Source organism: Lachnospiraceae bacterium JLR.KK002 (assembly GCA_036941025.1).
Lineage (GTDB): Bacteria > Bacillota > Clostridia > Lachnospirales > Lachnospiraceae > Petralouisia.
In genome coordinates this window covers 2,507,107-2,532,194 of the sequence record JAYMNP010000001.1, presented here as the reverse complement: position 1 = coordinate 2,532,194, position 25,088 = coordinate 2,507,107, and the positions used below count along the sequence as shown (strand labels likewise).

Here is a 25,088-nt window from a genome sequence, read left to right as displayed (position 1 = left end):
TAAACTATTTAAAAGATTGTTTGTCATAGATTTGTATCTTGCTACGAAAATAAAGTTCATAGCCAGGAATTGAACCTTGACAACAAATGTTTTCAACAATCCTGGAAGCATCACAATAAAGCAGTCATAAAACTGGCTGCTGTCAGTGAAATATTGCTAATGCAAAGAATCAGGCTTGTACTTCCACATGATAGCCATGCTTCTCTAATTCCCGTATGTACCGGGAAAGCTGTTTTTGTTCACAGTTTTTACGTCTGGCTTCAAAACAGGATTCATCGAAAAGAGTGCCCTGTTTGAGCATGGTGTAAATGATTACGAGAAGTTTTCTGGCAAGGGCGACAATAGCCTTTTTGGCGCCCTTCTTCTGCTTGATTCTCCAATACCAGGCAGATAGATAGGTATTCCGCTTCCCGGCGATCACCCAGGCAATTTCGCAAAGCATACTTTTTATGTAAGGATTGCCTTTTGTGACAGAAGCGCTTTTTCGCTTCCCGGCACTTTCATTATTTCCAGGACCAATGCTTCCCTGTTACATCTTCGGACAATTATATTTACAAAATGGAAGAATCATATACAAATTCCTATTCTAATGTACGTCTGGACAGCCGGGAACAGGCAAAGCGGATGATTTCAAAAGCACTGAATGAAGGAAGTTCTTTAGACCGTAGTTTTGTACTTGCTAATATGCTTCGTACATCAACGCCGGATATACAGAATGAAATGCTTTCCATACTGGCAGAAAAAGACCCGGCGGCACTGCATGACCCGACAATGCAATTTACAGGCGTTAAGAATGTTGTTGACAGGTTCATCAAAACGGATGGCGAACTTGTAAAGGCGGCAGGCGTGGCAATGGAGAAAGCTGACAATGCAAAATCTCATCAAGAGCGCATTGGTATTTTATGGGATAATTTTGACAACCGACATCTTAGAAAAAAGATAGAAGAAAGGATTGCCGCCACAAATGATGAAGAATTGAAAGACAGCTATGAGAATATGAAAGAAATCAAACAGGAGGAACGCCAGAAAGCGGCAGACAGGAGGGGATAAAGTCTATGATAAAAGATTATGACGAATTTAGGGCAAATATGAAAGCCAGAACAGACAAAAGCACTGAAAATCCCATGTTCCTAAAGAAAGTAAGACCTTTTACTTTTTCACAATATGAAGAACGCTATCAAAAAGAAAAAAAGGAGATTGCGGACATAAACAAAAGGCGTTAGACGGTTTTTATCTGGCAAATTAAAAGGGAAGTAGCACCGAAAATACATACTTCCCTTTTATCTCCTATACATGAATGAAACCAGATAAGGAGAAAACTCAAAATTTTGTTTAAGACAACAGACACAAGAGTGTGGAGTGAATATTTTATCTGGAGGTAACAGAAAATGGCAAATATATTATTTGAGGAACTGGGCGGCAAATACGAACGGAAAGGCGATTATCTAATTCCATGTATAGCTTTACCCGCCGAAGAAGAACAGCCGATAGGCACATGGGGACAGCGGCATCTGGACTATCTGAAACAGTACCACAAGGTTACATACACGAATCTTCTCACAAGCGGTAAACTCAACGCCTACCTTGCCAACATTGACAGGCAGGCACAGGAACGATTTAAAAGGCTCATAGAGGATATGAAGCAGGCACAGGGTATAACAGAACAACTAAAGGCAGAAAACGCCTTAGAATGGGTACAACGCTTAAATAACATAAGGGCATGTGCGATGGAGATTGTGAACGAAGAAATTATCTACGCATAATAAAAAGGCGATGGAGTAAAAGAAGCTCTATCGCCTTTTTATCTGTAAGACCGAAATGAATATAGGTTATACCGCAGAAAAAGGTGATGCATATTTTTTTGGATGTAAACTTTTATACAAAGCACTTTACTTAACCCAATGTCAACAGGAATTATTGGCATGAGTATGCTTTTCATAGGTGTAACCATACTCTTGTTTAAACTGCCAAAATATAAAGTGAATCGTTGGGGTGCTTTTATGTCTAAAAAAGAATGGACATGCTGCCCTATCGTCACAGTTCATTGGCTCAATTATATTTCATAAGGTTATAAGGCAAATGCCCGTCATATTTTTACCGTCATTTTTTTAATAAGTCTTTTTCTTGACAATATCCCTAGAGAATGTTATTATATTTACGAACATTATATAAGAATATTCGTAAATATAATTCAGGAAGGAGAGAAACAGACATGCCATCAAAGCCAGTGCTTTCAGATACTGACAAAGAGAATATTCGCAAAAGGCTGAAAGAATTATGCGAAGAATGCTGGATAACACAGGGGTATAAAAAGACAAGCATTAAAAGCCTGTGTGAGAAAGCGGGGATATCAGTCGGAACATTTTATACGCTGTACCCAACCAAAGAAGATTTGTTTTTTGAAACAATCGAAACCATACAAAGGAGGTTGGAAGAAAAGATTTTTGCGATTAACAGGGACAGACGGACAAAGGACGGATTTGCCGAATCAATGAAAGAGCTTTTTAAGGAATATGACAGCAAGCCTTTCCTGTATAACGTCAATACGCCAGATTTCCAATCCTTTATCACAAAACTGCCAGAAGAAACAATAAAAAAAGTTAAATTTGACAGCTTCGATTTTTTCAGGCAGGCGGTCCGCGCCGCCAGCCTTGAACTGAAAATGGAAGAATCTAAGGCGTATGGGATATTGAGTGCATTGCTATCTACTATCAATGCAAAAGAGACACTTTCTGTCACCTGTGACTATTTTGCTGTTTTTGAGTTCATGGTGGACAGCCTTGTGGCTGATATTTTTAAATGAAGGAGGTCTTTATGGAGAAATTTGAGTACAAAATAATGTTTGTTGACAGCAAGGAAACTGATAAACCAGACAGCCTGCTGGCAGACAAGTTAAACCAGTATGGCAAAGACGGATGGGAACTGACAACGTCTTTTGCCTGCCCATACATAGGCAGTTCGCAATATTCCCTTATCGGGCTTGCGCAGAAAACAACTTTTATCTTTAAAAGGCGGCTGCTTTCTGAAAAGGGGGCGCACGAATGACATATGCGGTTGAAGTTCAGAATTTATCAAAATCCATAGATGGCTGCCCCATACTGAAAAATATCTGCATGAGGGTAAAACAGGGTGAGATTTATGGATTTTTAGGGGCAAACGGGGCGGGGAAAACGTCACTGATGAAGACGCTGTACCATATCATACGCCCCGACTGTGGAACGGTATGTTTGCTAGGCGAGCGTGTTGCAGGCGGAAACAGCCCTGTTTTTTCCCATATTGGAAGCATTATCGAAAGCCCTGTTTTTTATAACCATTTGTCGGCTTATGACAACTTGGAACTGCATTGCAGATATATGGGCGCAGGATATGAAAATATCGGGGAAACCCTGTCATTGCTGGGGATTTCAGAAACAGGCAATAAAGCCGTAGGAAAATTTTCTTTAGGGATGAAACAGCGGCTTGCCCTTGCAAGGGCTTTCCTCACAAGACCAGAACTGCTTATACTTGACGAGCCTATCAATGGTTTAGACCCGCAGGGAATCATACATATTCGGGAACTGTTATTGCGAATTGATTTTGTCAAGATTAGTTGACACATTTTCCTCAGGGATTTTGTATCCTATGCTGCTTCTTTCAGGGAATCATAGTATCGCTGCCGTTTTATCATGGGAGGAAGGCCTCCATTAGAGGAACAGATCCTCCGGTTATTCCAATAGCTGATGAAATATCTCCAGATCAGGGTTTTCAGTTCATCCGTGCTCATCTTCTCTGTATCGTAACGGTCATAGAGTAGTTCAGATTTCATTCTGGCCCACATGCTCTCGCAGCGGGCGTTATCATGGCATCTGCCGCCTGCACTGTTCATGCTCTGCCGTATGCCATACTTCCGGATTACATCCCGGTAAAGCTGGCTCGTGTACTGGCTTCCCCTGTCACTGTGGATAATTGCCCCATGGATGTCCGGATATGTCTTCGCCGCGTTTTCCAGTGTCCGCGCACATAATGGAGCTTTCATATTAGTATCCATCGCCAGTCCAACCACGCTGGAATCGAAGCAGTCAAAAACAGCCGAAACATACAGCTTTCCATCGCTGGCTTTGATCTCTGTTATGTCTGTTACACACTTGACCAGCGGCTTCTCTGACTTAAAATCACGTTTTAACAGATCTTCTGATTTCCGGGCTTGCCGATCCGCTTTCGTGATTCCGTTTGGTTTGCGCCTGGGATGGTGGCTGATGCCGATATCCTCCATGACACGGTAAACAGTACGTTCGCTGGGAATATCCACATTTTCAGGCTGTTTTAACATTAATGCCTGATACATACGGATCCGGCCGTAGGTGTCATTACAATCATCTTCCTCAAGGATTTCCATCATGGCGTCTGCCAGGGGCTGATACTTCCATGGGCGGTCTTTATTTGCAAGGTACTGGTAGAATCCCTGCCTGCTGACATGAAGGGTTCTACAGTAAAAGAAGATATCCCCTTTTAATTTGCCGTCTTTGGTTTTAAGAGCAATGAACTTCATTCTTTCGTTTTTGCTGACCTCAGACGGCTCGCGGCGAAAAAAGCGCTGGCTTCCTCCAGAAAGTCATTTTCCTTCTTCAAACGGCGGATTTCTTTTTCCTGTTCCTTAACCAGCTGGCGGAGCTGAAGAAGTTCCTGGTTAAGGGTCATGGCGCTTTGCGGAGTTTGTGAACCTGCCCCAAGGTCGAGGCTGCCAGGGCGGTTGGCCCGTACCCAGCCATACATGGTATTCTTTGGAACCCCCAGTTCTTTAGCGGCCTTTGCTTGTCCGATTTCCTTTGCCAGTTTCACTGCCTGTACTTTGTATTCATGGTCGTATTGCCTGTTTTCTGCCATTTTTGTTCACTCCTTATCCTCTTGATTATATCTCAAATCCTTGAGAATGGGCTGTCAACTTTTTTTATACCACATCAAATCAATAAAGAGCATGGCACAAGCATTTTGATATCAAGCCATATCCTTGACGAACTATCTAAAATCGCAGATACCATTGGCATGATTGACCACGGTGCTATGCTTGGGGAAATTTCTATGGATGAAATATGCAAAAAGGGGATAGGGCTTGAAGATTATTATCTGGATTTGCTGGGAGGAGGTGGAAAAGGTGAAGAACCTTATTTCTCTGGAAATTAGGAAAGTGCTTTTAAAGCCGCATATGTTTGGGCTGGCTGCGGCTAACATTATCATTTTTTTACTGAGTGCATTCACGTCCAGCCTTTTAACCCAAAACGGAAATATGCCTGCATTCAATGGCTTGCCCCCAGCCCAGTTAGATACTGTTTCATTGGCACTGATGCTTGTAAGGGCAACATTGATTGTATGGGAAGCGGTTTTTCTTTGCGTATTTATAATTGAGGAATATAGGAACAGGACTATAAGCCTGCTTTATACTTATCCAGTAAACCGAACAAAGCTGATGTTGGCAAAGCTCCTATTGGTCTGCGGCATTATGCTCCTGTTCCACACGGTGTCATATATCTTCCAATATGCCTGTATTCTTCTTGCAAGCAAATATTTTGTGTTTGTCACATTCAGCTTGGGGGATATATGGGTGCAGGCTGTCACAGCCATTTCAGCTATTATGTTAGGGCTTTTCCCATTATATGTTGGGATGATAAAGAAATCAACGATTGCAACGGTTGTTTCATCCATAGTCATTGTTGTCATTGCATCCAATTCACAGGGCTGCCATGCAGGGCTGCTGTCAATGCCTGTTGCCGCAACAATTTTGGGCATTATTGGGATTGCTTTTTCAGCAATGGCACTTCACAGGATGGTTGCATCTGATTTGAACAATTAAAAGAAAGGGGGCGAAAGTATGGATTTTCCAATTCCGGATTTTATACCTGTTCCTAACGCAGAAGCCATGCAGATGATATCAATCGTATCATTGATTGTTGGTATCTGTCTGGTTGTGGCAGGAGCAGTATTTTTGTTACTGAACAAAAGAAAAGGGAAAAAATCCACACTCGCATGGATTGTGATATGCGTAGGGGCATTGCTCATTGTAAATCATGGCATACAGCTGATATTTTAGGAGGACAGAGAATGATTAAAGAAGTAAATCAAGCTTGTGGGAAATTAAATGAAGCGTTGGGCATTTCGGTTAGGCTCCCAAACCCTGGCAAAAAAGCGGTAAAATCTGCCGCAGTATGCAACTTAATTGCAGGGGCTGGCTTAATTGCGGCAGGGGCGGTTTTTTCTTCAAAATGGTGCGCAGCATTAGGTGGCTTGGGAATTGTCAGCAGTATTATACTGCGAAAGGAAGGCAGCCATAAACCAAATGACAAATAACAGCGAGCGCAAAAGGATGGAATGGTTGTTATGCCCTGTCTGCAATAGCAAGACACGGATAAAAATACGACCAGACACAGAGTTTAAGATGTTTCCATTATTTTGCCCAAAATGCAGACGGGAAACGCTAATCAATGTAGAAAAACAAAATGTTTCAGTCATCACAGAGCCAGACGCACAGACGCAGAGCCGATGAACTTGTGAAATAAAATCACAGTTTGTTGGCTCTGTTTCATTTCATAAGGTTTTAAGGCAAACGCCCACCATATAAAAAAACGGTGTATGGTGGGCGATTTTGCTATGCCCAAAAGACTTAACAGACACTCTCCAGACCTGTTTTAGAGTTTGGAGGGATTTTTAGTACCATATAAGTGTAAGAGATAAGGCATATCAATAGTGCTTTACCTTCTGCACTTATTTTTTTATGATAAGGGAGTAATTGGTCTGGCGAAGCGATTTTTGGATTAACCACATCCGTCATAAAAACCGTCAACCATCCCTTATTATAAGCAGTCGTTTAAGCAGGTTGAAACCCGTAAGGTGCTTTCGTGTAACGAACTAAAATGAGTGGTAATAAGTGTGGATGGGACAATTACAGATTTATTTTGGAGGTTACAGATGATAAGTGTAGGAATTGATGTGTCAAAAGAAAAAAGTACCGTATGTATCTTAAAGCCTTATGGTGAGGTTGTGAGCAGGCCTTTTGAAGTCTGTCATGTGGAGAAAGAACTGTCCGAACTGACTTCCATGCTGCTGCGTCTGAATGATGACATCCGTGTGGTCATGGAAGCTACTGGGATCTACCATCTGCCTGTATTAAGCTATCTGAAAGAAAAAGGGCTGTTTGTGGCAGTGATTAATCCATTTGAGATGAAGGAATACCGCTGTCAGGGGTTAAGACGTGTGAAAACGGATAAGCAGGATGCCATTACAATCTCTAACTATGGGATTGACCATTGGTACAGGCTGAAGGACTATGAGGCAGAAGAAAGCGTCTATGCGGAGCTGAAGCTTTTGGGAAGGCAGTACCGTCACTATATGCGGATGCGTGTGGAGAGCGTGTTGGAACTGACTCATCTTCTGGACTATACGATGCCTGGGATCAAAACGCTGCTGAAAGGCTGGAATGAAACAAATGGGAAAGATAAGCTGGGGGATTTTGCGGAAGAATACTGGCATTATGACAATATCACGAAGAAACCGGAGGAACAGTTTATAGAGAGCTATCTGAAATGGGCAAAAGAGAAGGGATACCATCAGAGCCAGGATAAAGCCGTCAAGATCTATGCACTGGCAAAAGAAGGCATCCCCACAGTACCCTCCGATACCCCATCGACCAAAATGCTGGTACAGGAGGCAGTACGGGTGTTACGAGAAGTCGATAACACTCTGATGACCATTCTAACACAGATGCAGGCATTAGCCAAGAGTCTGCCGGAATATCCGGTTGTCAGGGCAATGGGAGGTGTTGGAAATGTCCTTGCGCCTAAATTGATTGCAGAGATTGGGGATGTGAGAAGATTCCATAGCGGAAAAGCCCTGATAGCCCACGCAGGAATCGACGCGCCGCCCTATCAGTCAGGGCAGTTTATGGGGACAGAGAGGAAAATATCCAAGAGAGGTTCTTCCAGCCTGCGAAAGATTGGATATGAAGTGATGAGATGTCTGAAAACCCATAAAGAGCCAGCAGACGCAGCAGTGTATAGATTTATTTTGAAGAAAGAAAAAGAAGGAAAGTCAAAACGTGCAGCAAAAATAGCGGGATTAAATAAATTCCTTAGGATTTATTATGCACGTGTGATGGAAGTATACCAGAAGTAAAAAGAACTAAAACAGCGGATACGGCAGACCGGATTTTCCACCGGTCTAATTGTCGTAGGAAAAATTCATACGAAAAATATATTTAAAAACCTGCTAAAAAGTCTTGACTTTTGTTAGCAGGTTTTTATGTTCTTTTTTCGGGCAGTAATCTATCTGCTCATGCAACACAGAATTTATCCGTACATAGCATATCGGGGAATAGCAGGAAGCCAGTTAAAAAAATCCCTGCCCATGCAACGCTACTTCTTGCCATGCAACCAGAAGTATAATCTCCACTTAACAGAATATGTATCTCCTATAACCGTAGAGGTCACCGAGCCTTTGCGGTTTTTCTTTTGTCGTTTTTTATCGGAATGTGCCGCAGGGCTGTTTCTGCTGTTGGCTGCCGTTCGCCTCCTATCCAATCTGGTTTTTAGCATTTTCAAAAATTTCAGATTGGAGGAAAAAAGAATGGCATACAACAACGGACGGGAGAACAGGAAATGGCTTATCTGGAAAGAAGCCGAGGAAAAAATATTACGGGAGCATGGAGTTGATGAAACCACCATTGAACAAATCCGCACAGACGACAGGGCAGACTTCAATTCCAACAGGCGGTTTTACCATTGGACAAGCGACTTTGGCGAATACCTTGAGGGAATGGCAGACAGGGAGCGGAATGCCGAGGTAAAGACCGTTGCTGATTTACTGGATGAGATTGAGGACGAAACTCTGTATCGGGCATTGCTTACGGTGGACAGGCGTACCCTGCAAATCATCCTGCTGAAAATGCAGGGCTATTCCACAAAGGAAATTGCACCGCTTGTTGGATTGACAACAGGGGCTATTTATGCACGATTAGACCATCTGCGGAAAAAGTTGCGGAAGATTTTATAACCAGCTAATAAAGACAGCTTTTTGACGGGCTATTGGGTGGGGGATAAAATTCCCCCGCCAAATTATAAAATTGATGTATAAAATTCCTGTCCACAGGGAATACTAAAAAGTTTGCCCAAAATCTTGACATGGGTACAGCCGCTATGATATTCTGAAATACCCGTGAGGGAATTGGAAGATTGAAAATGAAATAGCACATAGATGGAAGAACGGAATGTCAGCCAATGGACAAGGCTGACCGCTGCCGAATTTATGCTGCCCTTTTCGGCTGGTGTATGGCAGCATGGTTTTGAATTTCAAAGCCGTTACATAGCATTGCGAATCCGAGCAGGAGAAAACACTCCTGTCATTCGTGGTGCGGTGTGGCGGCTTTTTCATTTATCCAAAAGTCAAGAGAAATCAAATCCAGAACGGAGGTGCAGGGACATAGGGTTTTCTTTTCGGAGGGTAAGACAGGCGTTAAGAATACCGCTGCACAGGAAAAATGCTCTGTGGCATTGTCCACAGAGATAGCGAGCATCGGATTGTGTCAGCCACAATCCCAATCCATGCCGCTTGCAGGCATGGACTAACTCAGGGGACAGCCCCTGAATACCCCGAAGAAAGGAATTTAAGACTGGAGGATTAAGGAAAATGAGCAAAGAAAAATCAGAAAAGGGCGTGCGGAATGTCCCGATTACCGTCCGATTGAACGAGGGAGAACATGAAAAATTAAAGCAGTGCGCCGCCGCTTGCGGTCTGTCCGCTGCCGAATTTATGCGCCAGTTATGCAAGGGAAACGCCCCGCAGCCACAGCCAAAAACCGAGTTTTGGGAACTGTTAAACAAGCTCTATGAAGTGCATGACGCTTTCAAAAAGTGTGTCCCATACTATCCAACCGCCACTGAAATCTGTAAGGAGATTGAGGATTTTATCTTAGAACTGCAACAGAAAACAACTCTCCCACAACGGTTCAGCATAGAAGAATTGACAGAACAGGGGGCGGTCTGATATGGCGGTAACGAGCCTATGGCATGTCAAAGGGAGCATAAAAGACGTGATTGACTATATAGAAAATCCAGAAAAGACCGTGCCGAATGAAGATATGCAGGACTTCTTTGACGTGTTCTCCTATGTGAAAAATCCGTCAAAAACAAATGAGGGCGAGTATGTTTCCGCTATCAACTGTTTGAAAGAAACCGCATTACAGCAGATGATTTTGACAAAGAAGCAGTACCAAAAGACAGGCGGATATATCGCATGGCACGGCTACCAGAGCTTCAAGCCAGACGAGGTAACGCCCGAACAGTGCCACGAAATCGGATTAAAACTGGCAAGGGAAATGTGGGGCGATAAATACCAGATAATCGTTGCCACCCACCTTGACAAAGGACATCTCCATAATCATTTCTGTTTTAACTCCGTTTCTTATCTGGATGGGAGCAAATATAATTACTCAAAATCCGAACAGAAACGGCTAAGGGAGGTGTCCGACCGCTTATGCCAAGAGTACAGTTTATCGGTGATTGAAAACCCCAAGAAAGCCCCTGCAAGACCGCTGTATCTGGACGAAAAAAGCGGAAAGCCGACACGGTACAACGTCTATCGGGAGGATTTAAGGGAAGCAATCAACGGGAGCAGGGATTTACAGCACATGATGAAATACCTTACCGATAAAGGATATGAGATTGATTTTTCGGGCAGCCATTGGAAAATGAAGCTGCCACAGTATAAACATTTCACAAGGTTAGACACGCTTGACGGGCGGTTGACGCCCGATTTCATACGGTCATGTTTAGGCGGGACTTCCCGATATGGGAACTACAAAGCGAGGATTTCCTACTCCCCGCATATGCCAGAACAGTATAAAAATGCATGGAAACCGCATCAGAAAACCACGGGGATTTTAGCGTTGTATTACTACTGGTGCTATCAGTTGGGAATATTCCCCAAAGGCACGGACTACAAGCCGGCAAGCCCGCTGATGAAAGAGGAGCTTCGGAAACTGGACGAGATTACCGCACAGGTACGGTATATGTCAAAGCATAACATCTCCACCCTCTCCGACTTACACGCCGACAGGGAGAAAAACCAGACCGAAATGAATAAACTGATTGACTACCGCCAGCACTTGCGGAATAAGGTACGCCGTGCCACACCAGCCGAAAAAGAAACACTCCGAGCCGAAAAACAGGGCGTGACGGAGCGGATAACGGAGCTTAGAAAACGGTTGAAATATGCAGACGGGATTGAGAAACGCTCTGCCCATATCGACAACTGCCTAGACCAAATCCATGATACGATTGAAAATCAGCGGTCAAACCGACAGAAACAGCCAGTTAAAACAGACCGCAGGAGGGAGGAATTATTGCGATGAGCAGACTGTCCGAGGAAGAAATACAGGCGATTATGGAGAAATACAAGGACGTCCCTATGGTAAATCCCGACAAAATATATCCCCCTCTGCCGCCTGTCCAGAACGTCACGCCCCTTGTCCGCATCCCAGAGCCGATGAGCATTACCGAGAAAATCGGCGGCACGGAATACACTGTCAACGCCCATTTCCGAAAAGATGGACGGGATTTGCTTGTAATGCTTACGGACATTTTTCGGCGTAGCGCACAGGGATATAGATTTTTTAATAATGGGAATTGGGGTGATGATAACGGGGAATAACAGGCAGCGGAAGAATTATCGCTTTAAAGCGTTGAAGTTTGAGGACAGATGTGGTACACTGTACCTACACTTCACAATACCGTGTCTGCTGTCAGAAAGGAGAGCTTTATGAAAAGACAGCAGGAAGATTTTACGGCATTATATTGTAGGTTAAGCCAAGACGATGGGCGGGAAGGCGAAAGCAACAGCATTGTAAACCAAGACGGAATTTGTCAAGGGGGCTTTCTGCAAAAGTTACAAATTGTTCAATAATTATGTATTCTCACATCAATTTTTTCTCAACAAACTGTTGAATTACAAGTTGTATCGTATCTTCTACAAAGTTTGCATACTCGTCTCTTGACATAGTAATAAACTTATTTATTGATTTATCGAGTTCGGGCAAATAACCCATCACGCCGATCTTACGGACGATACTACCTTTTGGGAGATAATCAATATAATCGGGGAAAGATTTTAACGGAAGAATTTCTGTGAGATACCCGGAGTTCGGATGATCGCTCAGATACTCAGCCTCCATTTCGTAGATCTCACGCATATGCTCTTTCTTGGGAATGAGTCTTTTTACTGAATCCCACGTTTCATCCATACCGACAGCGGCAACACGCAATTCTTCGTCTGCCTTAATGCGCATCCATGTCGCTTTAACCCGATCATCGTCTCGGATCATAGCTTGAAACGCTGCATCAGTAATCAAATGACAGTAGTAGCCGAGCAGAAACGCATATTCTTCTGCAGATTTGATTTTGTCTTTACGTTTCAAGATGTACTCATCGCAGAAAGCATCACAGTCCGAGGCTATCTTTCGTTCACTCTGCATCCAATGTGTTACTTCTCTGGACGGCGTAAAGGCTGTCCAATCTTCATTTTCTACGTTGCAATCCGGTGCGATATTACCAACACAGAAGCCACGTCTATCTATGTTCGGAATACGTTCAAGAACGCCATCCGCAATCATTAGGTGTGTTATCCAAGTCGCCATCTGTTTACCTCTTTCTTAAAACGTGCCAAACATCAGAACCGGTAAATCCACACTTGCGATACATCGCCTCTGGTTTTGTAGAGTTATTACATTGACCGGATACAGTAGCGAACTTGGCGTTTTCTTTCATTCGCCATAACAACTCTTAAACGACATATTTACCTAATCCATATCCACGATGTTGTTCAGATACTTGAATCCACTCTAAAACACCCTCACCAATCTCTTTGTCAAGTTCGGCAATGCCTGTTGCAACCACTTCATCGGCTTGGTTATCCTTAATTGCTAACCATAAAGCGGAATCATATACAGGACGAGCTGTGTAGTCTCGGAGGTCGGCTTCTGTTATACCGATCTTGCTATAGCAGCGATTGATGTGCTCTGCAAACTCCTTCAAAGTAGCTTTACAAAGCAAATATCCCTGCGGAGGCACTTGAACAGACAAGTCTTGCAGGCTATGTATTAAGCGAAAATAAGGCTCGTCAATGTAATGCTGATATTCTGTTTTATTGAAATTGTCCTGGTGTACAATGCGCATACCATCGGGTATGGTTATAGACTTTACTTTCCAGTATGGTATAGATGAAACTTTGCAAGGACAAATTAAGTATTCGTTTTTGCTAATCGTCATTTTACTTTATTCTCCAGTTGATTGCTCCTATTTACATACTTTTCTTGATAGTCCGAAATATCTTTGCAGGGGTATTCCGAGCATTTACTACAAGCATCTATACCTCGTTCAATGCAACACTTTTTGAAAGGACATTCCTTGCACAGCTCAAACACGTTCTCTGATCTACCGCCGTCGCAATAGAATTTTTCAAGAGGAATATCAAGTCCAAACCTCTCTTTATAAAAACTCTGAGCCTGTCTGCGCGGATCATCATTATCGGTTTGCGTTGCAATATAAGTAACACACTTTGAACAATCATGACCACAGTAACACGGCAGACCGAACAGCTTACTTATCCGATATGTACTGTCTGCGATTCTTGTTGTCTTATCCCAACGGTCGGACAACGGAAAATATACTCCATCTTTTGCCTTTTCTCCAAAGTCCCATTGTCCATTTTCGTTACGGTTGGCATTGATCCAATCCATAACAAAAGTCAATTTTTCTTTTGCCAGATCATAACGAGACAATACTTCTATCGCAGCGATATAACAACTTGATTTTCGTGAGGCAAATGTTTCTGGAAGCTGATTTAACGGTTTGTCATAAATGTAGTACATTCCATCCGGTTTCGATAAGTAATAATCCAAAAACAAATCTTCTGTTTTGGGTGATAATACCCCCGGAAGCAACGCAGCATGATAGAACATACCAAAACCCGTTTCAAATCCACTCTTGGGTTTTCGTCCTTTCCACTCTGTAAATGCCGCAATATCATCAGCTACGCTGTAACTACCACTGGCAAACGCTTTTTCAACAATTTGTGCCCATTGGTATGCCACTTCAAGAGCAGTTTCATTTTGTGGCTCAAAAATTCGCAACCAAGCCGCCAACATGAGTTTTTCAAAGAAAACCCAATCGTGTTTCTTTTCTGAGTAACTATCAATATCAAGCTCTCCCGTGATACATTGTTCCATGCGTTTAAGAACAGGCTGAATAACTTCATCTTCGGCTGTATATCCAAGATAATAGAGCCTTCGTATTGCCTGTTCAGTTGTATAATTTCTGCCGGGAACAGGGCAACTAAGTGTGTGAAAATTACCCCATAGACCATCTTCACGCCTTTGTGAAAGAATTTGATCTACCCATTTACCATTTCTATAGTTTTGCATAACTCACCGCCTCTGTTTCTGAAAAACAAATCACTTTCCGGTCTTAATCATTTCAATGATTTCTTCCTCGGTCTGGCATTTGTCATAGTCGCCAACAAGCTGACTTTCATAGTGATACACAATGCCTTTTTCCTTGTTTCTAAGGAGACATTTTTCAAGTTCCTCTACACCATATCTTCTTGCAAACTCTGCAAAAGCACGAATACGGGGCTTATCGAGCATACATCCGGTGCAAGGAAATTCAGAACATTCCCAACAGCCGTTCAGCCCTTTTTCTTTACAACAGTTATAGTTTTTGCACCAGCCGTGGCTTTCACAGCCTCCGTCTTGGCAACCTACACAGCCTTTATTTTCGGAACAAACGCAACACGCAAGACCACAAAATGCAATAGCTTTCATTATTGTGCCGCCTCCCATTCTGCTGTGAATTGTCTGATTGTTTGCTGACGGTTGGCACGATCATCACTTACTGCTCTCGTTGCGATCTCAAAGAGCTTGTCGCTGAGCTGCCACTTTTCCCGTGTGCGGTTATACTCTCCAAAGAGCGCAAAAGCGGTAGCACCAAGAGTATAGACGTTCGTAATTTCATCAATATCGGCTCCGAGCTGATGTTCTTCCGGGGATTGGAAGCGAGAGCTGCCCCACATATGTCCCATATCGTTGACACACGGTTGTTTGCGGAAAAGGTCAATATCGCAGATTGTAGTCTTTCCGTTCACAAAATCATACATAATGCTGCCGTCATAAAAATCTATGGCTACATAATTGCGCGAGACAACACATTCCAAGAAGCTCAATATGTCGCTGAACACAGCGAGCCTGTCATTGATGGGAAGCTGAATAAAGCGACGATATGCCGCGGGGTACATTCTGCCCATACAATCGCCATCAGCCCACTTGAATACCATAGCGAACCCGTCGCCAATTTCCTTGGCTTCAATAAGCTCAATCAGATTCTCGTGCTTCAGATCGCTGTAAATCGGGAGAGTAGCTTTCAATCTGGAGATAGCATCTGCAGGATCGCCGCCGTACTGCTCGGTAGGAGCACCGGCGAACTTTACAAAATAACGCTGACCGTCTTTTTCAGTACCAAAGCAGATGTTTCCGGAATCCTGGTCATCGTAAACCTTGAACACCGTTCCATACTCTTTCATAAAGCTGAAATCAAAAGTACTTTTCAGCTTGAAAGGAATCCCGTCGATGTACTGCAGATAATACCCTTTGAAATACCATGTCGGCACAGGATTACGCATATTATCGTACCAAGACAGAACCTCCTTGGCTTGGTTCAGCATGGTGTTCACTTCGTCCTGTCCGAACGGAATCGCCCAATATACAGATGAGAGAGTATTGCTTGAAATGTAAAGAGCAAGCAATCTCCAAAACTCCATAGGTACGTTATCATCAAAGTATCCGTTTACCATACCGGAAGCAAAGAGAGGAGCTTTCTGAGCGCACCAAACAATGCGGTTAAATTCTTCCCACGGATCACCGTAATCGTTACGGTTAAAGTCGATAACGTGGAGCTGACCGCCTCTGTCGATCATCATATTGCCGATGTGGTAATCGCCGTGCTGATATACCTGCGGTCTGTTTTTCAGCAAATGACGGTTCTCGTTTATGTAGTCGATAAATGCCTGTCCGTTCTCATACTTGATGGGGCACTCAACGTACTTTTTGATCTTATAATCCATTTTACGGTTAAAACGGATTTCCCAATCCTCCTGCGTTGCAGGAGCAGGAATGGAGTGGATCTTGCGAAGAATACGTCCTGCTTCCAAGCCATATACATATTGCTCGGTATCAGAATAGCCCGACATGACCTGTTCTGCATCTTCGCCGTCAATCCAACTTTGGATGGAATAAACGCCATCCTCACAAGTGCCAAATTCAATGGGCTGGCACATAGGCACTCCAAAAGAAGCGACCTGTTTCATCATATTAAACTCAGACTGCTTTGTGTCGTGCTGTGCAATATCGGAAACACGCAAAAGATACCGTGTGCCGTTTTCGTCGGTAACACAGTATTTTTTATCACTCGACCAGCCTTTGTTTATTGGTTCTTTCGTTACAAAATTCATATCTTTTCTCCGTAGCTCTATCTGCCAAACACCTTGACATCACCGAGCAGTTTAAGGTTTCCATTATCCACGAGAATTGCGCCAGCTCGCACAGCGGTTGCGTACACGGTTTTACCACGTTCAGCAAGTACCCGTTGTATCGACTCATCCTGTTCCGAAGTCCCCTCATAGTGAACTTCCAAATAAAAATCATTCAGATAAGGAAGCCCCTCATAATACTTAAATTCGGGGTAATCATCATCGGGAGACAAATGGTACTCTGCTAACTGAATGACAGCACCGGCACTATAGCCCATCAGAATCCCATCATGTTGCATCAAAATATCATACAAATCGAACTCTTTGATTCGATCCATCATTCTGTCCGGCAACCCACCAAGGAAATAAACAATGTCTGCGCTTTTGATTTTTTGAGTTGCAGATTCCTTTGTGTCGGTAAAATAATTGATAAAGTTAATGTTTTCTTCCGGGATGCCATAAGTAGTAAAGCCTCCAACAATCCCATCGTGATATTTGCCACATTCCTTGCTATACAAAGCATTCCAATCCGACAAGGATTTTACACGGTTGTCTCTAAAGGAGAACGCTACGACCGCAACAGAATGATTTGGCTATATGTAGTTTTTCAATTCGTCATAGAGCCAAGGCGCATCTATGTCAAATCCTTCAAGTAAAATGTTAATCATTGATTTATCTCCTTTGCTTGTATTTGTGCTTTTTCCAGTACATCTGCAAAGCGCTGTATCGGCTCCGCAAGCGTCTCAGCGTAGTCGAATGTCTCTTTATCGTCTCGATATTCCAACGGACTTCTGCGAACTATCAACGCATATCTAAGGGCATCCGGATTGGGGCAGAGATTGTTTTCCAACGCCCATTCTGCGGCTTTTGTCTTTGCGATGATTTTGCCGGTGCGAAGTGTATAGATGCACCGAGCTATATCCAACATCCAACTGAAGGAGTAGAAGCTCCGTCCGGTGCTTTGTGCGTATTTTCTGATTGTTTCATAGTGTCGTTTAACGTCGGCATACAATTCGTGGAAAGTGGGATATTTCAGTTCCTTTCGTATATCCTTTCCGTACAAGAGGACGCTGCTCTCGACCAGCTCTGCCATGCCGAAGCTGTCAAACGCATAACTATCGGTAATTCGTTCTCCGCTTGTGCCCCAATATACTACACGGTCAGTTTTCTTTGAGAGGAACGCATCCAGGGTGAGCATCCCGCCCTCAAAAGAACGGTAATAGGGATTATCGGGTTCATCTACAAGCATAGCTTGGCGAAGTCCAACGAGCGATTTTGCCTGTTCCTCCGTTATTTGCTTGCTTGTCAATACAAGAATATCAAGATCGCTCCAACCCAATCTGAAATCATTCAGTACAGACGAGCCATACATATAAATTGAAGGTTCACAATCCGAGAGAATACCGCTGATTTCACGAACCGTAGTATTGATAGCGAGCTGTCGTTCTTTTCGTTCTGATCCTGCAGGATGCAGGACATATTTCTGATTTGGGTAATCAAATTCTTCAATAAGCTCGTCTGCAACAAAACCATATTTTTCATACAATGCTCTTGGGGCGGTTCCTTTTTCATCGTCAGCACGGAAAGTAGATACCGAGATTTCTTTTGTTCTGTCTAAATTGGTAAGAGCTTCATCCATGAGAATGGAAGCAACACCACGGCGACGGTATTCGGGCGAAACAGCGAGACAGCAGATCATGTTGTGTCCTCGTGAGAACAGCATAACACCGGCAATCTCGTTTTCGTCCTTTATACAGATAGCCTGTCTCTTGCCCATGAACTTGAGAACGGTGGCTCGATGCTCGTTTAGCTTCTCTTGCGTTTCCAGACCTGGGAAATTCCAGCGCACCTGTGTAACAAGGCTCATCCAATTTTCAATATCTTCCGGTACTCCATAAAAGAGCTGCACAGCATTTCGCCTCCGTTCGTAATCAATTGGTTATCAAAGCAATCGCCTTACTCATAGATACAAAAATCCATAATAATTATAGCACAAAAATATGAAAAATTCTACCGGCTTCACGAATAAAACAGAAAAATCGGGATTGCATCGTTCAAAATGCACTCCCGCTGAAATTTTATCGCTCCCAACTGTCTCGATTCTTCTTCTTGTTCTGCTTTTGCTGTGACTGCTGTTGCTGTTTCCGGCGAATGAACTCCCGAACAGAACGTGTATCTGATTCTTCATGGAGCAGATTTGCCACATCACGCTTGCTGTCGTGCATCAGCATCGGATCGTATTTCTCGCCGTAGGCAGCTTTCACACGGTCAACGGCAGAGCGTTCCTTTTCCTCACGAACGGCAAGCCGTGCATCCATCAACTCAGCGGCATCCATACCAGCGCCTTGTTCTTTCAGCTCGGCATACTGCTTCAAAGCTTCATCAAGCTCGGCAGAATATTTTTCTTCCTGCTCGGACAGCTTCTGCAGCGCACCCTCCAATGTGGCGATTTCTTTCTTCACCTCGGAAATACCCGCATCGTCGGCGCAGTCCAAAGAACGAAGCAGAAAGTCTTTTTCGGTTTTCAGCTCCTCGATTTCCTCAGTCAGCTCGGTAATGCGGTGGGTAAGGTCATGCAGCTTGGGTATCAGATAGAACGGCGTTTCCTTTTTCTCCGCAAGCAGATTCCTCCGTTCCTTGGATTTCTCCTTGATTTGTTGCACCAAACTCGCATAGCGTTCAAGCTCCGGCTTGACTGCATCAACACGCTTACCCATGCGGTTCTTATCTACACCAATATAACGAAGCTGATAGCTGAAAATCAGTATACTGCTGCGTAGCTTTTCCAATGCTTCCGCTATGGCAGGAACCGTATTCTTTACCGCTTGCATCAGCTTCTTGACCGTTGCTTTCAGCTCACGGAGAAGTGCATTGTCTGCCTTGATCTGACGGTTGATTTCACAGCGGTCAGAGATAACACCCTTTTTCTCCAACGCACGGGCAACCACACCCTCGTGAATAGTGGGCTGCTCGGTCAAGCCTCTGTCTGCATGGCTGCGGTGGTCGATGCGCTCGTCGTGTCCGTATCTCTCTAAATAACAGTTGGTCACGTCTGCCCACGCCTTGCGCCACTCCGCAAGCTGTTCTTTGCTGTTCCAACGCTCGGCAATGGGATTCTGTCTGCCGAACTTGGTGCTTTTGGGGTGTTTGTTGGCTCGTTCATAGCCGTGCTTCTCAGCCTCGGATGGAGGCATATACACTTTCTTTCGACCGACCTTGTACGGATATTGCTTTTCCCATCCGTCTGCCTGTGCCGCCTTGAACTCGGCGGCGGTAAAGCCTCGTTCCTCGCCGTTTCTGACACAGAGATATTCTTTCTCGGTCTTGTACTGCCAGTTGCCCTGTTCATCAAGCGGGCGCACCGTCAGCATAATATGAGCGTGCGGATTATGACCGGGCGGATGCGGATCGTGAATGGCAACATCAGCGCACATCCCCTCGGCAACAAAGCTGTTCTGAATAAAATCGGTTAGAAGTTCCTGCCATTGTGCTGGTGTCAGCTCAATAGGCAGAGCCGGAACGAACTCACGTGCAAGGCGGCTGTCCTTGGTCTTTTCGTTTTCTTCCACGGCGTTCCAAAGCAGGCCTCGGTCTTTCCATTCGGCAGGAGCAAACTCCGGCAGAAATACATCTTGCCACACAAGCCCTTTCTTTCGTGTATAGTCGTGCCGTACTCCGTCATAGTCATTCAAGATGTTGGTACAGCTCAGATAAGCGGAAGCGGCAACCGCAGACCGTCCCGTACCTCGGCTGACCACTTTGGCTTCCAAGTGGTAGATCGCCATTCGTTCTCACCGTCCTTTCGTCCTTGTTTTTGTTTCTTTTTCGCAAAAAGAAAATGGGTGTCGCAGGAGAAGCGATACCCGTAACTGCGATAAAACTGCCGGTGGCAGATTTTCGCAGGCAGGCGGCGAGTTGTTTCCAAAACGGAAACAACTGTTTTGATGATGAAGCAAAACATATAGCCGACTGCGTGGACAATGACAGCAGCGCCGCAGAGCTGTGGCATTGTCCATAAGGCTTCCGCAGAAGCCGCATCCGCCTCGCAGAGCGCACGGTTGCCGCAGGCAATACCACCGCCCCTTCGGGGTGGTGAATAAGTGCGCCCTTCGGGATAAAAGAAACGGGACGCTCGGTTGCCCGAACGCCCCTCGTCTCATGTTTATCGTTTTAGCCCGCATAGAAAGTCCTCCAATTCGTCAAGGCTCATGGAAGCAACGTTCGGAAAGACCTTTTCCAGTATCGCTCCCTCCTGGATCAGCCGTCGTGTCCTCGCTTTTCGCTCCTTATTACGGTCACGCATCTCTGCTTCCTCCAGTCTGTGCTTGGCTTGTAGTAATTTCTTCTCGTCTGTGATCATAGAAAAACCTCCTGTGGTAGTAAAAATTGGGTTATTTGATAGCAGTGCAATACCAAATACCCGTCCGTTTGGTATCATGCTTTTTTTGAAAATCGTTGTAGTAGCAAAAATGCCCCCGTTTAGTATCGCAGTAGTACCAAACGAGGGCAATAGTAGTATCAGAAACTGTCAGCAAAGTCCAATGCCGCCGAAATGATGTGGTATAAAAAAAGTTGACAGCCCATTCTCAAGGATTTGAGATATAATCAAGAGGATAAGGAGTGAACAAAAATGGCAGAAAACAGGCAATACGACCATGAATACAAAGTACAGGCAGTGAAACTGGCAAAGGAAATCGGACAAGCAAAGGCCGCTAAAGAACTGGGGGTTCCAAAGAATACCATGTATGGCTGGGTACGGGCCAACCGCCCTGGCAGCCTCGACCTTGGGGCAGGTTCACAAACTCCGCAAAGCGCCATGACCCTTAACCAGGAACTTCTTCAGCTCCGCCAGCTGGTTAAGGAACAGGAAAAAGAAATCCGCCGTTTGAAGAAGGAAAATGACTTTCTGGAGGAAGCCAGCGCTTTTTTCGCCGCGAGCCGTCTGAGGTCAGCAAAAACGAAAGAATGAAGTTCATTGCTCTTAAAACCAAAGACGGCAAATTAAAAGGGGATATCTTCTTTTACTGTAGAACCCTTCATGTCAGCAGGCAGGGATTCTACCAGTACCTTGCAAATAAAGACCGCCCATGGAAGTATCAGCCCCTGGCAGACGCCATGATGGAAATCCTTGAGGAAGATGATTGTAATGACACCTACGGCCGGATCCGTATGTATCAGGCATTAATGTTAAAACAGCCTGAAAATGTGGATATTCCCAGCGAACGTACTGTTTACCGTGTCATGGAGGATATCGGCATCAGCCACCATCCCAGGCGCAAACCAAACGGAATCACGAAAGCGGATCGGCAAGCCCGGAAATCAGAAGATCTGTTAAAACGTGATTTTAAGTCAGAGAAGCCGCTGGTCAAGTGTGTAACAGACATAACAGAGATCAAAGCCAGCGATGGAAAGCTGTATGTTTCGGCTGTTTTTGACTGCTTCGATTCCAGCGTGGTTGGACTGGCGATGGATACTAATATGAAAGCTCCATTATGTGCGCGGACACTGGAAAACGCGGCGAAGACATATCCGGACATCCATGGGGCAATTATCCACAGTGACAGGGGAAGCCAGTACACGAGCCAGCTTTACCGGGATGTAATCCGGAAGTATGGCATACGGCAGAGCATGAACAGTGCAGGCGGCAGATGCCATGATAACGCCCGCTGCGAGAGCATGTGGGCCAGAATGAAATCTGAACTACTCTATGACCGTTACGATACAGAGAAGATGAGCACGGATGAACTGAAAACCCTGATCTGGAGATATTTCATCAGCTATTGGAATAACCGGAGGATCTGTTCCTCTAATGGAGGCCTTCCTCCCATGATAAAACGGCAGCGATACTATGATTCCCTGAAAGAAGCAGCATAGGATACAAAATCCTTGAGGAAAATGTGTCAACTAATCTTGACAAAATCAATGTATGGCTGGGTACGGGCCAACCGCCCTGGCAGCCTCGACCTTGGGGCAGGTTCACAGACCCCGCAAAGCGCCATGACGCTTAATGAGGAACTCTTAAAGCTCCGACAGCAGGTTAAGGAACAGGAAAAAGAAATCCGCCGTTTGAAAAAGGAAAATGACTTTCTTGAGGAAGCCAGCGCTTTTTTCGCCGCGAGCCGTCTGAGGTCAGCAAAAACGAAAGAATGAAGTTTATTGCGTTTAAAACCAAAGACGGCGAATTAAAAGGAAATCTTTCTTTTTACTGCAGAGCCCTTCGTGTCAGCAGGCAGGGATTTTACCGGTACCTTGCAAATAAAGACCGCCCATGGAAGTACCAGGCTCTGGCAGATGCCATGATGGAGATCCTTGAGGAAGACGATTGTAATGACACCTACGGCCGGATCCGCATGTATCAGGCATTAATGTTAAAACAGCCTGAAAATGTGGATATTCCCAGCGAACGTACTGTTTACCGTGTCATGGAGGATATTGGAATCAGCCATCATCCCAGGCGTAAACCAAACGGAATCACGAAAGCAGACCGGGAAGCCCGGAAATCAGAAGATCTGTTAAAACGTGATTTCAAGTCAGAGGAACCGCTGTCCAAGTGCGTAACAGACATAACAGAGATCAAAGCCAGCGATGGAAAGCTGTATGTTTCCGCTGTTTTCGACTGCTTCGATTCCAGCGTGGTTGGCCTGGCAATGGATACAAACATGAAAGCTCCGTTATGTGTGCGGACATTGAAAAACGCGGCGGAAGCGTATCCAGGCATCCGCGGAGCAATTATCCACAGTGACAGGGGAAGCCAGTACACCAGCCGGCTTTATCGGGACGCAATCAATCAATATGGCATCCGACAAAGCATGAACAGCGCGGGTGGAAGATGCCATGATAATGCCCGCTGTGAAAGCATGTGGGCCAGAATGAAATCAGAACTGTTATATGACCGCTATGATACTGAGAAGATGAGCACAGATGAACTGAAAACCCTGATCTGGAGATATTTCATCAGCTATTGGAATAACCGGAGGATCTGTTCTGCTAATGGAGGGCTTCCTCCCATCATCAAACGACAGCGATACTATGATTCTCTGGAAGAAGCAGCATAGAATACAAAACCCTTGAGAAAAATGTGTCAACTAATCTTGACAAAATCACCGATAGCAGAGGACAACAGCTTGACACTTGCGGACACGCTACAAGCCGATTTAAGCCTTGAAAATGATACGATTGATAAGATTACTCTGAACACTCTAAAAATGAATTGTGGGACATTGTGGAGTGTTACACAGCCACAAGGGAAAATGAGATAATCAGAGAAATAAGAATCTGGACTGCGGCGGCTACGGATGGGTAAGGCAAGGAGTGAATTACTGGAAAAGTTTGATATTGCTGAAGCTGGACTGTTCCGGGGCGGCTTGACAAGCTATAAAGAGCATAATTTTACTTCTATTGTGGAGCATTTAGCAGAAAAGCGACTGGAAGCAGAAACACGCTATAAGCGGCATTTAGCGGAAATTGAGGAAATGCACAGAAAAAGGGTTGATGGGATTCGACATTGTGTCGAGCCGGATAACAGAAAGAGAGGTTTGTAATTATGAGCGAAACAGAAAAATTTTACACAGCAGAGCAGAAAGACGTGTTGAAAGAGTATAGCGTTTCTAGGGACGCAAAACGCACTACGATTACAGAATCAACAGGCGCAAGAATTTTGGACGCACTGGGAGAACAGCAGAACACGTTGCAGAGTATTGAACGTATTCTGCAACGCATTGAGGAAGTTATTCTTTCGGCACTGAAAAGCCGATAGTCCGTTTCGGTCGGTCTGGCTCTTTCTCTACAGAAGTAAGCAGGAAATTCAGTTGACTAACGTGCTGAATGAGTGTTGACATTCTTCCGTTTACATAACCTTTGAAAATCATTAAAACCGATTCTTCATAGCTGATTTCTGTTACCTGCATGGTTATAGACTGGCCGAAATTAGTAAGTATAAGACCTACTTCATGTTCTGAATCGAGAGTTTTTTCAAATGCCTTTATATGCTTTGATAAAATCTCGAATTGCGTATCAGAATAAGAGTAAGCCATCAGCAAAGGTTCTATATCCGATACAATGCTTTCAGTTATGTTAGGTCTTGGTAAATCGAACATATATACCCTCCTTTCTTTCGTGATAGTCTGATTATATCACGGAAATAGGAGAAAAACTCGACATAAAGAAGTCAAAAGGATATTGCCCGATAGAGAGAATTGTGTTATATTGTCGATATGGGAAAACCATAGAGCCAAAGGCGGCTTTACCCCTCTTATTTTTCGGAGGGTTCAAGTAGCCCTCCAGACGAAAGAAAGGAGGGCGATACAATGGTTACATACTCCGATCTGATTCAGACTGGGATATTCATTGTTGCCCTTGTGGGATTATGCTATACAATCTTCAAGGGAAAAAAGAAATAGCCGCCACTACTCGCAATAGTGACGGCTTGCCTATTTCAAAAGAATAGGTAGAAAATCATTCATTCGGGGGTAGAGCCGCTTCTATGGCTTTTCCCTTTTCTTATGTCTAATATAGCACATCTGGGGGCAGGAAGCAAGAAGTTTTTTGTT

At 44.4% G+C, this 25,088-nt stretch carries 37 protein-coding genes and 1 pseudogene; 25 read left to right on the top strand and 13 right to left on the bottom strand.

Annotation, left to right across the window (positions count from 1 at the left end; genetic code table 11):
• Positions 1–169: 169 nt before the first annotated feature.
• Positions 170–520, bottom strand: a pseudogene (locus VSQ32_12230) (transposase).
• A gap of 38 nt (positions 521–558) precedes the next feature.
• Between VSQ32_12230 and VSQ32_12225 the strand changes: the two are divergent.
• From VSQ32_12225 to VSQ32_12200, 6 genes are all read left to right on the top strand, one after another.
• Positions 559–1,050 carry a hypothetical protein gene (locus tag VSQ32_12225; GenBank protein MEH2943611.1) on the top strand — a complete coding sequence of 164 codons (492 nt, stop codon included), beginning with the start codon at positions 559–561 and terminating at the stop codon, positions 1,048–1,050.
• A gap of 5 nt (positions 1,051–1,055) precedes the next feature.
• Positions 1,056–1,223, top strand: coding sequence for a hypothetical protein (locus VSQ32_12220; GenBank protein MEH2943610.1), 168 nt, complete (start codon positions 1,056–1,058; stop codon positions 1,221–1,223).
• A gap of 165 nt (positions 1,224–1,388) precedes the next feature.
• Positions 1,389–1,763: a TnpV protein gene (locus tag VSQ32_12215; protein MEH2943609.1), complete on the top strand. Its 375-nt coding sequence runs from the start codon at positions 1,389–1,391 to the stop codon at positions 1,761–1,763.
• Between the two features lie 449 nt (positions 1,764–2,212).
• Positions 2,213–2,803, top strand: coding sequence for a TetR/AcrR family transcriptional regulator (locus VSQ32_12210; protein MEH2943608.1), 591 nt, complete (start codon positions 2,213–2,215; stop codon positions 2,801–2,803).
• Positions 2,804–2,814: 11 nt separating this feature from the next.
• A complete protein-coding gene (locus VSQ32_12205) occupies positions 2,815–3,045 on the top strand; it encodes a DUF4177 domain-containing protein (GenBank protein ID MEH2943607.1) in 231 nt (76 codons plus the stop codon).
• Positions 3,042–3,593 carry an ATP-binding cassette domain-containing protein gene (locus tag VSQ32_12200; GenBank protein MEH2943606.1) on the top strand — a complete coding sequence of 184 codons (552 nt, stop codon included), beginning with the start codon at positions 3,042–3,044 and terminating at the stop codon, positions 3,591–3,593. Before VSQ32_12205 ends, VSQ32_12200 begins: the two co-directional genes overlap by 4 nt.
• Before the next feature lie 26 nt (positions 3,594–3,619).
• Here the strand turns inward: VSQ32_12200 and VSQ32_12195 are convergent, their stop codons facing one another.
• Both VSQ32_12195 and VSQ32_12190 read right to left on the bottom strand, forming a co-directional pair.
• Entirely contained in the window at positions 3,620–4,528 is a 909-nt protein-coding gene (locus tag VSQ32_12195) for an IS3 family transposase (GenBank protein ID MEH2943605.1), read from the bottom strand.
• A complete protein-coding gene (locus VSQ32_12190) occupies positions 4,525–4,863 on the bottom strand; it encodes a transposase (protein ID MEH2943604.1) in 339 nt (112 codons plus the stop codon). The genes VSQ32_12195 and VSQ32_12190 overlap by 4 nt, the downstream gene beginning before the upstream one ends.
• A 105-nt stretch (positions 4,864–4,968) precedes the next feature.
• Between VSQ32_12190 and VSQ32_12185 the strand changes: the two genes are divergently transcribed.
• The 11 genes from VSQ32_12185 (at position 4,969) to VSQ32_12135 (ending at position 11,925) form a co-directional block, all read left to right on the top strand.
• A complete protein-coding gene (locus VSQ32_12185) occupies positions 4,969–5,160 on the top strand; it encodes a hypothetical protein (GenBank protein MEH2943603.1) in 192 nt (63 codons plus the stop codon).
• Positions 5,132–5,827 carry an ABC transporter permease gene (locus VSQ32_12180; GenBank protein MEH2943602.1) on the top strand — a complete coding sequence of 232 codons (696 nt, stop codon included), beginning with the start codon at positions 5,132–5,134 and terminating at the stop codon, positions 5,825–5,827. The genes VSQ32_12185 and VSQ32_12180 overlap by 29 nt, the downstream gene beginning before the upstream one ends.
• An 18-nt stretch (positions 5,828–5,845) precedes the next feature.
• Positions 5,846–6,064 (top strand): hypothetical protein, encoded by a 219-nt coding sequence (locus tag VSQ32_12175; GenBank protein ID MEH2943601.1) that lies wholly within the window; start codon positions 5,846–5,848, stop codon positions 6,062–6,064.
• 11 nt (positions 6,065–6,075) lie between these two features.
• Positions 6,076–6,321 carry a hypothetical protein gene (locus tag VSQ32_12170; GenBank protein MEH2943600.1) on the top strand — a complete coding sequence of 82 codons (246 nt, stop codon included), beginning with the start codon at positions 6,076–6,078 and terminating at the stop codon, positions 6,319–6,321.
• Between the two features lie 16 nt (positions 6,322–6,337).
• Positions 6,338–6,517, top strand: coding sequence for a cysteine-rich KTR domain-containing protein (locus VSQ32_12165; GenBank protein MEH2943599.1), 180 nt, complete (start codon positions 6,338–6,340; stop codon positions 6,515–6,517).
• 422 nt (positions 6,518–6,939) lie between these two features.
• A complete protein-coding gene (locus tag VSQ32_12160) occupies positions 6,940–8,142 on the top strand; it encodes an IS110 family transposase (protein MEH2943598.1) in 1,203 nt (400 codons plus the stop codon).
• 450 nt (positions 8,143–8,592) lie between these two features.
• Positions 8,593–9,018, top strand: a complete 426-nt coding sequence (locus VSQ32_12155) for a sigma-70 family RNA polymerase sigma factor (protein MEH2943597.1) — start codon at positions 8,593–8,595, stop codon at positions 9,016–9,018.
• 633 nt (positions 9,019–9,651) lie between these two features.
• Positions 9,652–10,008 (top strand): hypothetical protein, encoded by a 357-nt coding sequence (locus VSQ32_12150; protein ID MEH2943596.1) that lies wholly within the window; start codon positions 9,652–9,654, stop codon positions 10,006–10,008.
• Position 10,009: 1 nt separating this feature from the next.
• A complete protein-coding gene (locus VSQ32_12145) occupies positions 10,010–11,374 on the top strand; it encodes a relaxase/mobilization nuclease domain-containing protein (protein ID MEH2943595.1) in 1,365 nt (454 codons plus the stop codon).
• Complete coding sequence (locus VSQ32_12140; protein MEH2943594.1) at positions 11,371–11,673, top strand: hypothetical protein; 303 nt, start codon at positions 11,371–11,373, stop codon at positions 11,671–11,673. The genes VSQ32_12145 and VSQ32_12140 overlap by 4 nt, the downstream gene beginning before the upstream one ends.
• 108 nt (positions 11,674–11,781) lie before the next feature.
• Complete coding sequence (locus VSQ32_12135) at positions 11,782–11,925, top strand: hypothetical protein (GenBank protein ID MEH2943593.1); 144 nt, start codon at positions 11,782–11,784, stop codon at positions 11,923–11,925.
• A 10-nt stretch (positions 11,926–11,935) separates the two neighbouring features.
• Here the strand turns inward: VSQ32_12135 and VSQ32_12130 are convergent, their stop codons facing one another.
• From VSQ32_12130 to mobQ, 8 genes are all read right to left on the bottom strand, one after another.
• Positions 11,936–12,655 carry a zinc dependent phospholipase C family protein gene (locus VSQ32_12130; protein MEH2943592.1) on the bottom strand — a complete coding sequence of 240 codons (720 nt, stop codon included), beginning with the start codon at positions 12,653–12,655 and terminating at the stop codon, positions 11,936–11,938.
• Between the two features lie 145 nt (positions 12,656–12,800).
• Positions 12,801–13,286: a hypothetical protein gene (locus VSQ32_12125; GenBank protein ID MEH2943591.1), complete on the bottom strand. Its 486-nt coding sequence runs from the start codon at positions 13,284–13,286 to the stop codon at positions 12,801–12,803.
• Positions 13,283–14,440, bottom strand: coding sequence for a DUF3795 domain-containing protein (locus VSQ32_12120; protein ID MEH2943590.1), 1,158 nt, complete (start codon positions 14,438–14,440; stop codon positions 13,283–13,285). Before VSQ32_12120 ends, VSQ32_12125 begins: the two co-directional genes overlap by 4 nt.
• Before the next feature lie 30 nt (positions 14,441–14,470).
• Positions 14,471–14,839, bottom strand: a complete 369-nt coding sequence (locus VSQ32_12115; GenBank protein ID MEH2943589.1) for a DUF3795 domain-containing protein — start codon at positions 14,837–14,839, stop codon at positions 14,471–14,473.
• A complete protein-coding gene (locus VSQ32_12110; GenBank protein ID MEH2943588.1) occupies positions 14,839–16,521 on the bottom strand; it encodes a phosphotransferase family protein in 1,683 nt (560 codons plus the stop codon). Before VSQ32_12110 ends, VSQ32_12115 begins: the two co-directional genes overlap by 1 nt.
• A 17-nt stretch (positions 16,522–16,538) precedes the next feature.
• Positions 16,539–17,057: a Type 1 glutamine amidotransferase-like domain-containing protein gene (locus tag VSQ32_12105; protein MEH2943587.1), complete on the bottom strand. Its 519-nt coding sequence runs from the start codon at positions 17,055–17,057 to the stop codon at positions 16,539–16,541.
• A 146-nt stretch (positions 17,058–17,203) separates the two neighbouring features.
• Entirely contained in the window at positions 17,204–18,448 is a 1,245-nt protein-coding gene (locus VSQ32_12100; GenBank protein MEH2943586.1) for a GNAT family N-acetyltransferase, read from the bottom strand.
• Between the two features lie 169 nt (positions 18,449–18,617).
• Positions 18,618–20,324, bottom strand: coding sequence for a MobQ family relaxase (gene mobQ / locus VSQ32_12095; GenBank protein MEH2943585.1), 1,707 nt, complete (start codon positions 20,322–20,324; stop codon positions 18,618–18,620).
• A gap of 53 nt (positions 20,325–20,377) precedes the next feature.
• Here mobQ and VSQ32_12090 point away from each other — a divergent pair, with 53 nt between their 5' ends.
• Positions 20,378–20,557 carry a hypothetical protein gene (locus VSQ32_12090; protein MEH2943584.1) on the top strand — a complete coding sequence of 60 codons (180 nt, stop codon included), beginning with the start codon at positions 20,378–20,380 and terminating at the stop codon, positions 20,555–20,557.
• A gap of 144 nt (positions 20,558–20,701) precedes the next feature.
• On the opposite strand, the gene VSQ32_12085 is transcribed toward VSQ32_12090, so the two are convergent.
• Positions 20,702–20,899, bottom strand: a complete 198-nt coding sequence (locus VSQ32_12085) for a DUF3847 domain-containing protein (GenBank protein ID MEH2943583.1) — start codon at positions 20,897–20,899, stop codon at positions 20,702–20,704.
• Between the two features lie 270 nt (positions 20,900–21,169).
• On the opposite strand from VSQ32_12085, the gene VSQ32_12080 reads away from it, so the two are divergent.
• The 6 genes from VSQ32_12080 (at position 21,170) to VSQ32_12055 (ending at position 24,295) form a co-directional block, all read left to right on the top strand.
• Complete coding sequence (locus VSQ32_12080; protein MEH2943582.1) at positions 21,170–21,508, top strand: transposase; 339 nt, start codon at positions 21,170–21,172, stop codon at positions 21,506–21,508.
• Positions 21,505–22,413, top strand: coding sequence for an IS3 family transposase (locus VSQ32_12075; protein ID MEH2943581.1), 909 nt, complete (start codon positions 21,505–21,507; stop codon positions 22,411–22,413). The genes VSQ32_12080 and VSQ32_12075 overlap by 4 nt, the downstream gene beginning before the upstream one ends.
• Before the next feature lie 36 nt (positions 22,414–22,449).
• Entirely contained in the window at positions 22,450–22,689 is a 240-nt protein-coding gene (locus VSQ32_12070; protein MEH2943580.1) for a hypothetical protein, read from the top strand.
• Positions 22,686–23,594: an IS3 family transposase gene (locus VSQ32_12065; protein MEH2943579.1), complete on the top strand. Its 909-nt coding sequence runs from the start codon at positions 22,686–22,688 to the stop codon at positions 23,592–23,594. The genes VSQ32_12070 and VSQ32_12065 overlap by 4 nt, the downstream gene beginning before the upstream one ends.
• Positions 23,595–23,834: 240 nt before the next feature.
• Positions 23,835–24,080, top strand: a complete 246-nt coding sequence (locus tag VSQ32_12060; protein ID MEH2943578.1) for a hypothetical protein — start codon at positions 23,835–23,837, stop codon at positions 24,078–24,080.
• Between the two features lie 2 nt (positions 24,081–24,082).
• Positions 24,083–24,295 carry a hypothetical protein gene (locus VSQ32_12055; protein ID MEH2943577.1) on the top strand — a complete coding sequence of 71 codons (213 nt, stop codon included), beginning with the start codon at positions 24,083–24,085 and terminating at the stop codon, positions 24,293–24,295.
• Here the strand turns inward: VSQ32_12055 and VSQ32_12050 are convergent.
• Positions 24,267–24,635 (bottom strand): DUF6173 family protein, encoded by a 369-nt coding sequence (locus VSQ32_12050; protein MEH2943576.1) that lies wholly within the window; start codon positions 24,633–24,635, stop codon positions 24,267–24,269. The two genes, VSQ32_12055 and VSQ32_12050, sit on opposite strands and share 29 nt — an antisense overlap.
• Positions 24,636–24,845: 210 nt before the next feature.
• On the opposite strand from VSQ32_12050, the gene VSQ32_12045 reads away from it, so the two are divergent.
• Positions 24,846–24,938 carry a putative holin-like toxin gene (locus VSQ32_12045; protein ID MEH2943575.1) on the top strand — a complete coding sequence of 31 codons (93 nt, stop codon included), beginning with the start codon at positions 24,846–24,848 and terminating at the stop codon, positions 24,936–24,938.
• Positions 24,939–25,088 lie beyond the last annotated feature (150 nt).

Bases quoted from the DNA above. Each gene is read 5' to 3' on its own strand.
- VSQ32_12225 (MEH2943611.1), top strand. From the start codon at position 559: ATGGAAGAATCATATACAAATTCCTATTCTAATGTACGTCTGGACAGC.
- VSQ32_12220 (MEH2943610.1), top strand. From the start codon at position 1,056: ATGATAAAAGATTATGACGAATTTAGGGCAAATATGAAAGCCAGAACA.
- VSQ32_12215 (MEH2943609.1), top strand. From the start codon at position 1,389: ATGGCAAATATATTATTTGAGGAACTGGGCGGCAAATACGAACGGAAA.
- VSQ32_12210 (MEH2943608.1), top strand. From the start codon at position 2,213: ATGCCATCAAAGCCAGTGCTTTCAGATACTGACAAAGAGAATATTCGC.
- VSQ32_12205 (MEH2943607.1), top strand. From the start codon at position 2,815: ATGGAGAAATTTGAGTACAAAATAATGTTTGTTGACAGCAAGGAAACT.
- VSQ32_12200 (MEH2943606.1), top strand. From the start codon at position 3,042: ATGACATATGCGGTTGAAGTTCAGAATTTATCAAAATCCATAGATGGC.
- VSQ32_12195 (MEH2943605.1), bottom strand. From the start codon at position 4,528: ATGAAGTTCATTGCTCTTAAAACCAAAGACGGCAAATTAAAAGGGGAT.
- VSQ32_12190 (MEH2943604.1), bottom strand. From the start codon at position 4,863: ATGGCAGAAAACAGGCAATACGACCATGAATACAAAGTACAGGCAGTG.
- VSQ32_12175 (MEH2943601.1), top strand. From the start codon at position 5,846: ATGGATTTTCCAATTCCGGATTTTATACCTGTTCCTAACGCAGAAGCC.
- VSQ32_12170 (MEH2943600.1), top strand. From the start codon at position 6,076: ATGATTAAAGAAGTAAATCAAGCTTGTGGGAAATTAAATGAAGCGTTG.
- VSQ32_12165 (MEH2943599.1), top strand. From the start codon at position 6,338: ATGGAATGGTTGTTATGCCCTGTCTGCAATAGCAAGACACGGATAAAA.
- VSQ32_12160 (MEH2943598.1), top strand. From the start codon at position 6,940: ATGATAAGTGTAGGAATTGATGTGTCAAAAGAAAAAAGTACCGTATGT.
- VSQ32_12155 (MEH2943597.1), top strand. From the start codon at position 8,593: ATGGCATACAACAACGGACGGGAGAACAGGAAATGGCTTATCTGGAAA.
- VSQ32_12150 (MEH2943596.1), top strand. From the start codon at position 9,652: ATGAGCAAAGAAAAATCAGAAAAGGGCGTGCGGAATGTCCCGATTACC.
- VSQ32_12145 (MEH2943595.1), top strand. From the start codon at position 10,010: ATGGCGGTAACGAGCCTATGGCATGTCAAAGGGAGCATAAAAGACGTG.
- VSQ32_12140 (MEH2943594.1), top strand. From the start codon at position 11,371: ATGAGCAGACTGTCCGAGGAAGAAATACAGGCGATTATGGAGAAATAC.
- VSQ32_12135 (MEH2943593.1), top strand. From the start codon at position 11,782: ATGAAAAGACAGCAGGAAGATTTTACGGCATTATATTGTAGGTTAAGC.
- VSQ32_12130 (MEH2943592.1), bottom strand. From the start codon at position 12,655: ATGGCGACTTGGATAACACACCTAATGATTGCGGATGGCGTTCTTGAA.
- VSQ32_12125 (MEH2943591.1), bottom strand. From the start codon at position 13,286: ATGACGATTAGCAAAAACGAATACTTAATTTGTCCTTGCAAAGTTTCA.
- VSQ32_12120 (MEH2943590.1), bottom strand. From the start codon at position 14,440: ATGCAAAACTATAGAAATGGTAAATGGGTAGATCAAATTCTTTCACAA.
- VSQ32_12115 (MEH2943589.1), bottom strand. From the start codon at position 14,839: ATGAAAGCTATTGCATTTTGTGGTCTTGCGTGTTGCGTTTGTTCCGAA.
- VSQ32_12110 (MEH2943588.1), bottom strand. From the start codon at position 16,521: ATGAATTTTGTAACGAAAGAACCAATAAACAAAGGCTGGTCGAGTGAT.
- mobQ (MEH2943585.1), bottom strand. From the start codon at position 20,324: ATGGCGATCTACCACTTGGAAGCCAAAGTGGTCAGCCGAGGTACGGGA.
- VSQ32_12090 (MEH2943584.1), top strand. From the start codon at position 20,378: ATGGGTGTCGCAGGAGAAGCGATACCCGTAACTGCGATAAAACTGCCG.
- VSQ32_12085 (MEH2943583.1), bottom strand. From the start codon at position 20,899: ATGATCACAGACGAGAAGAAATTACTACAAGCCAAGCACAGACTGGAG.
- VSQ32_12080 (MEH2943582.1), top strand. From the start codon at position 21,170: ATGGCAGAAAACAGGCAATACGACCATGAATACAAAGTACAGGCAGTG.
- VSQ32_12075 (MEH2943581.1), top strand. From the start codon at position 21,505: ATGAAGTTCATTGCTCTTAAAACCAAAGACGGCAAATTAAAAGGGGAT.
- VSQ32_12065 (MEH2943579.1), top strand. From the start codon at position 22,686: ATGAAGTTTATTGCGTTTAAAACCAAAGACGGCGAATTAAAAGGAAAT.
- VSQ32_12060 (MEH2943578.1), top strand. From the start codon at position 23,835: ATGGGTAAGGCAAGGAGTGAATTACTGGAAAAGTTTGATATTGCTGAA.
- VSQ32_12055 (MEH2943577.1), top strand. From the start codon at position 24,083: ATGAGCGAAACAGAAAAATTTTACACAGCAGAGCAGAAAGACGTGTTG.
- VSQ32_12050 (MEH2943576.1), bottom strand. From the start codon at position 24,635: ATGTTCGATTTACCAAGACCTAACATAACTGAAAGCATTGTATCGGAT.
- VSQ32_12045 (MEH2943575.1), top strand. From the start codon at position 24,846: ATGGTTACATACTCCGATCTGATTCAGACTGGGATATTCATTGTTGCC.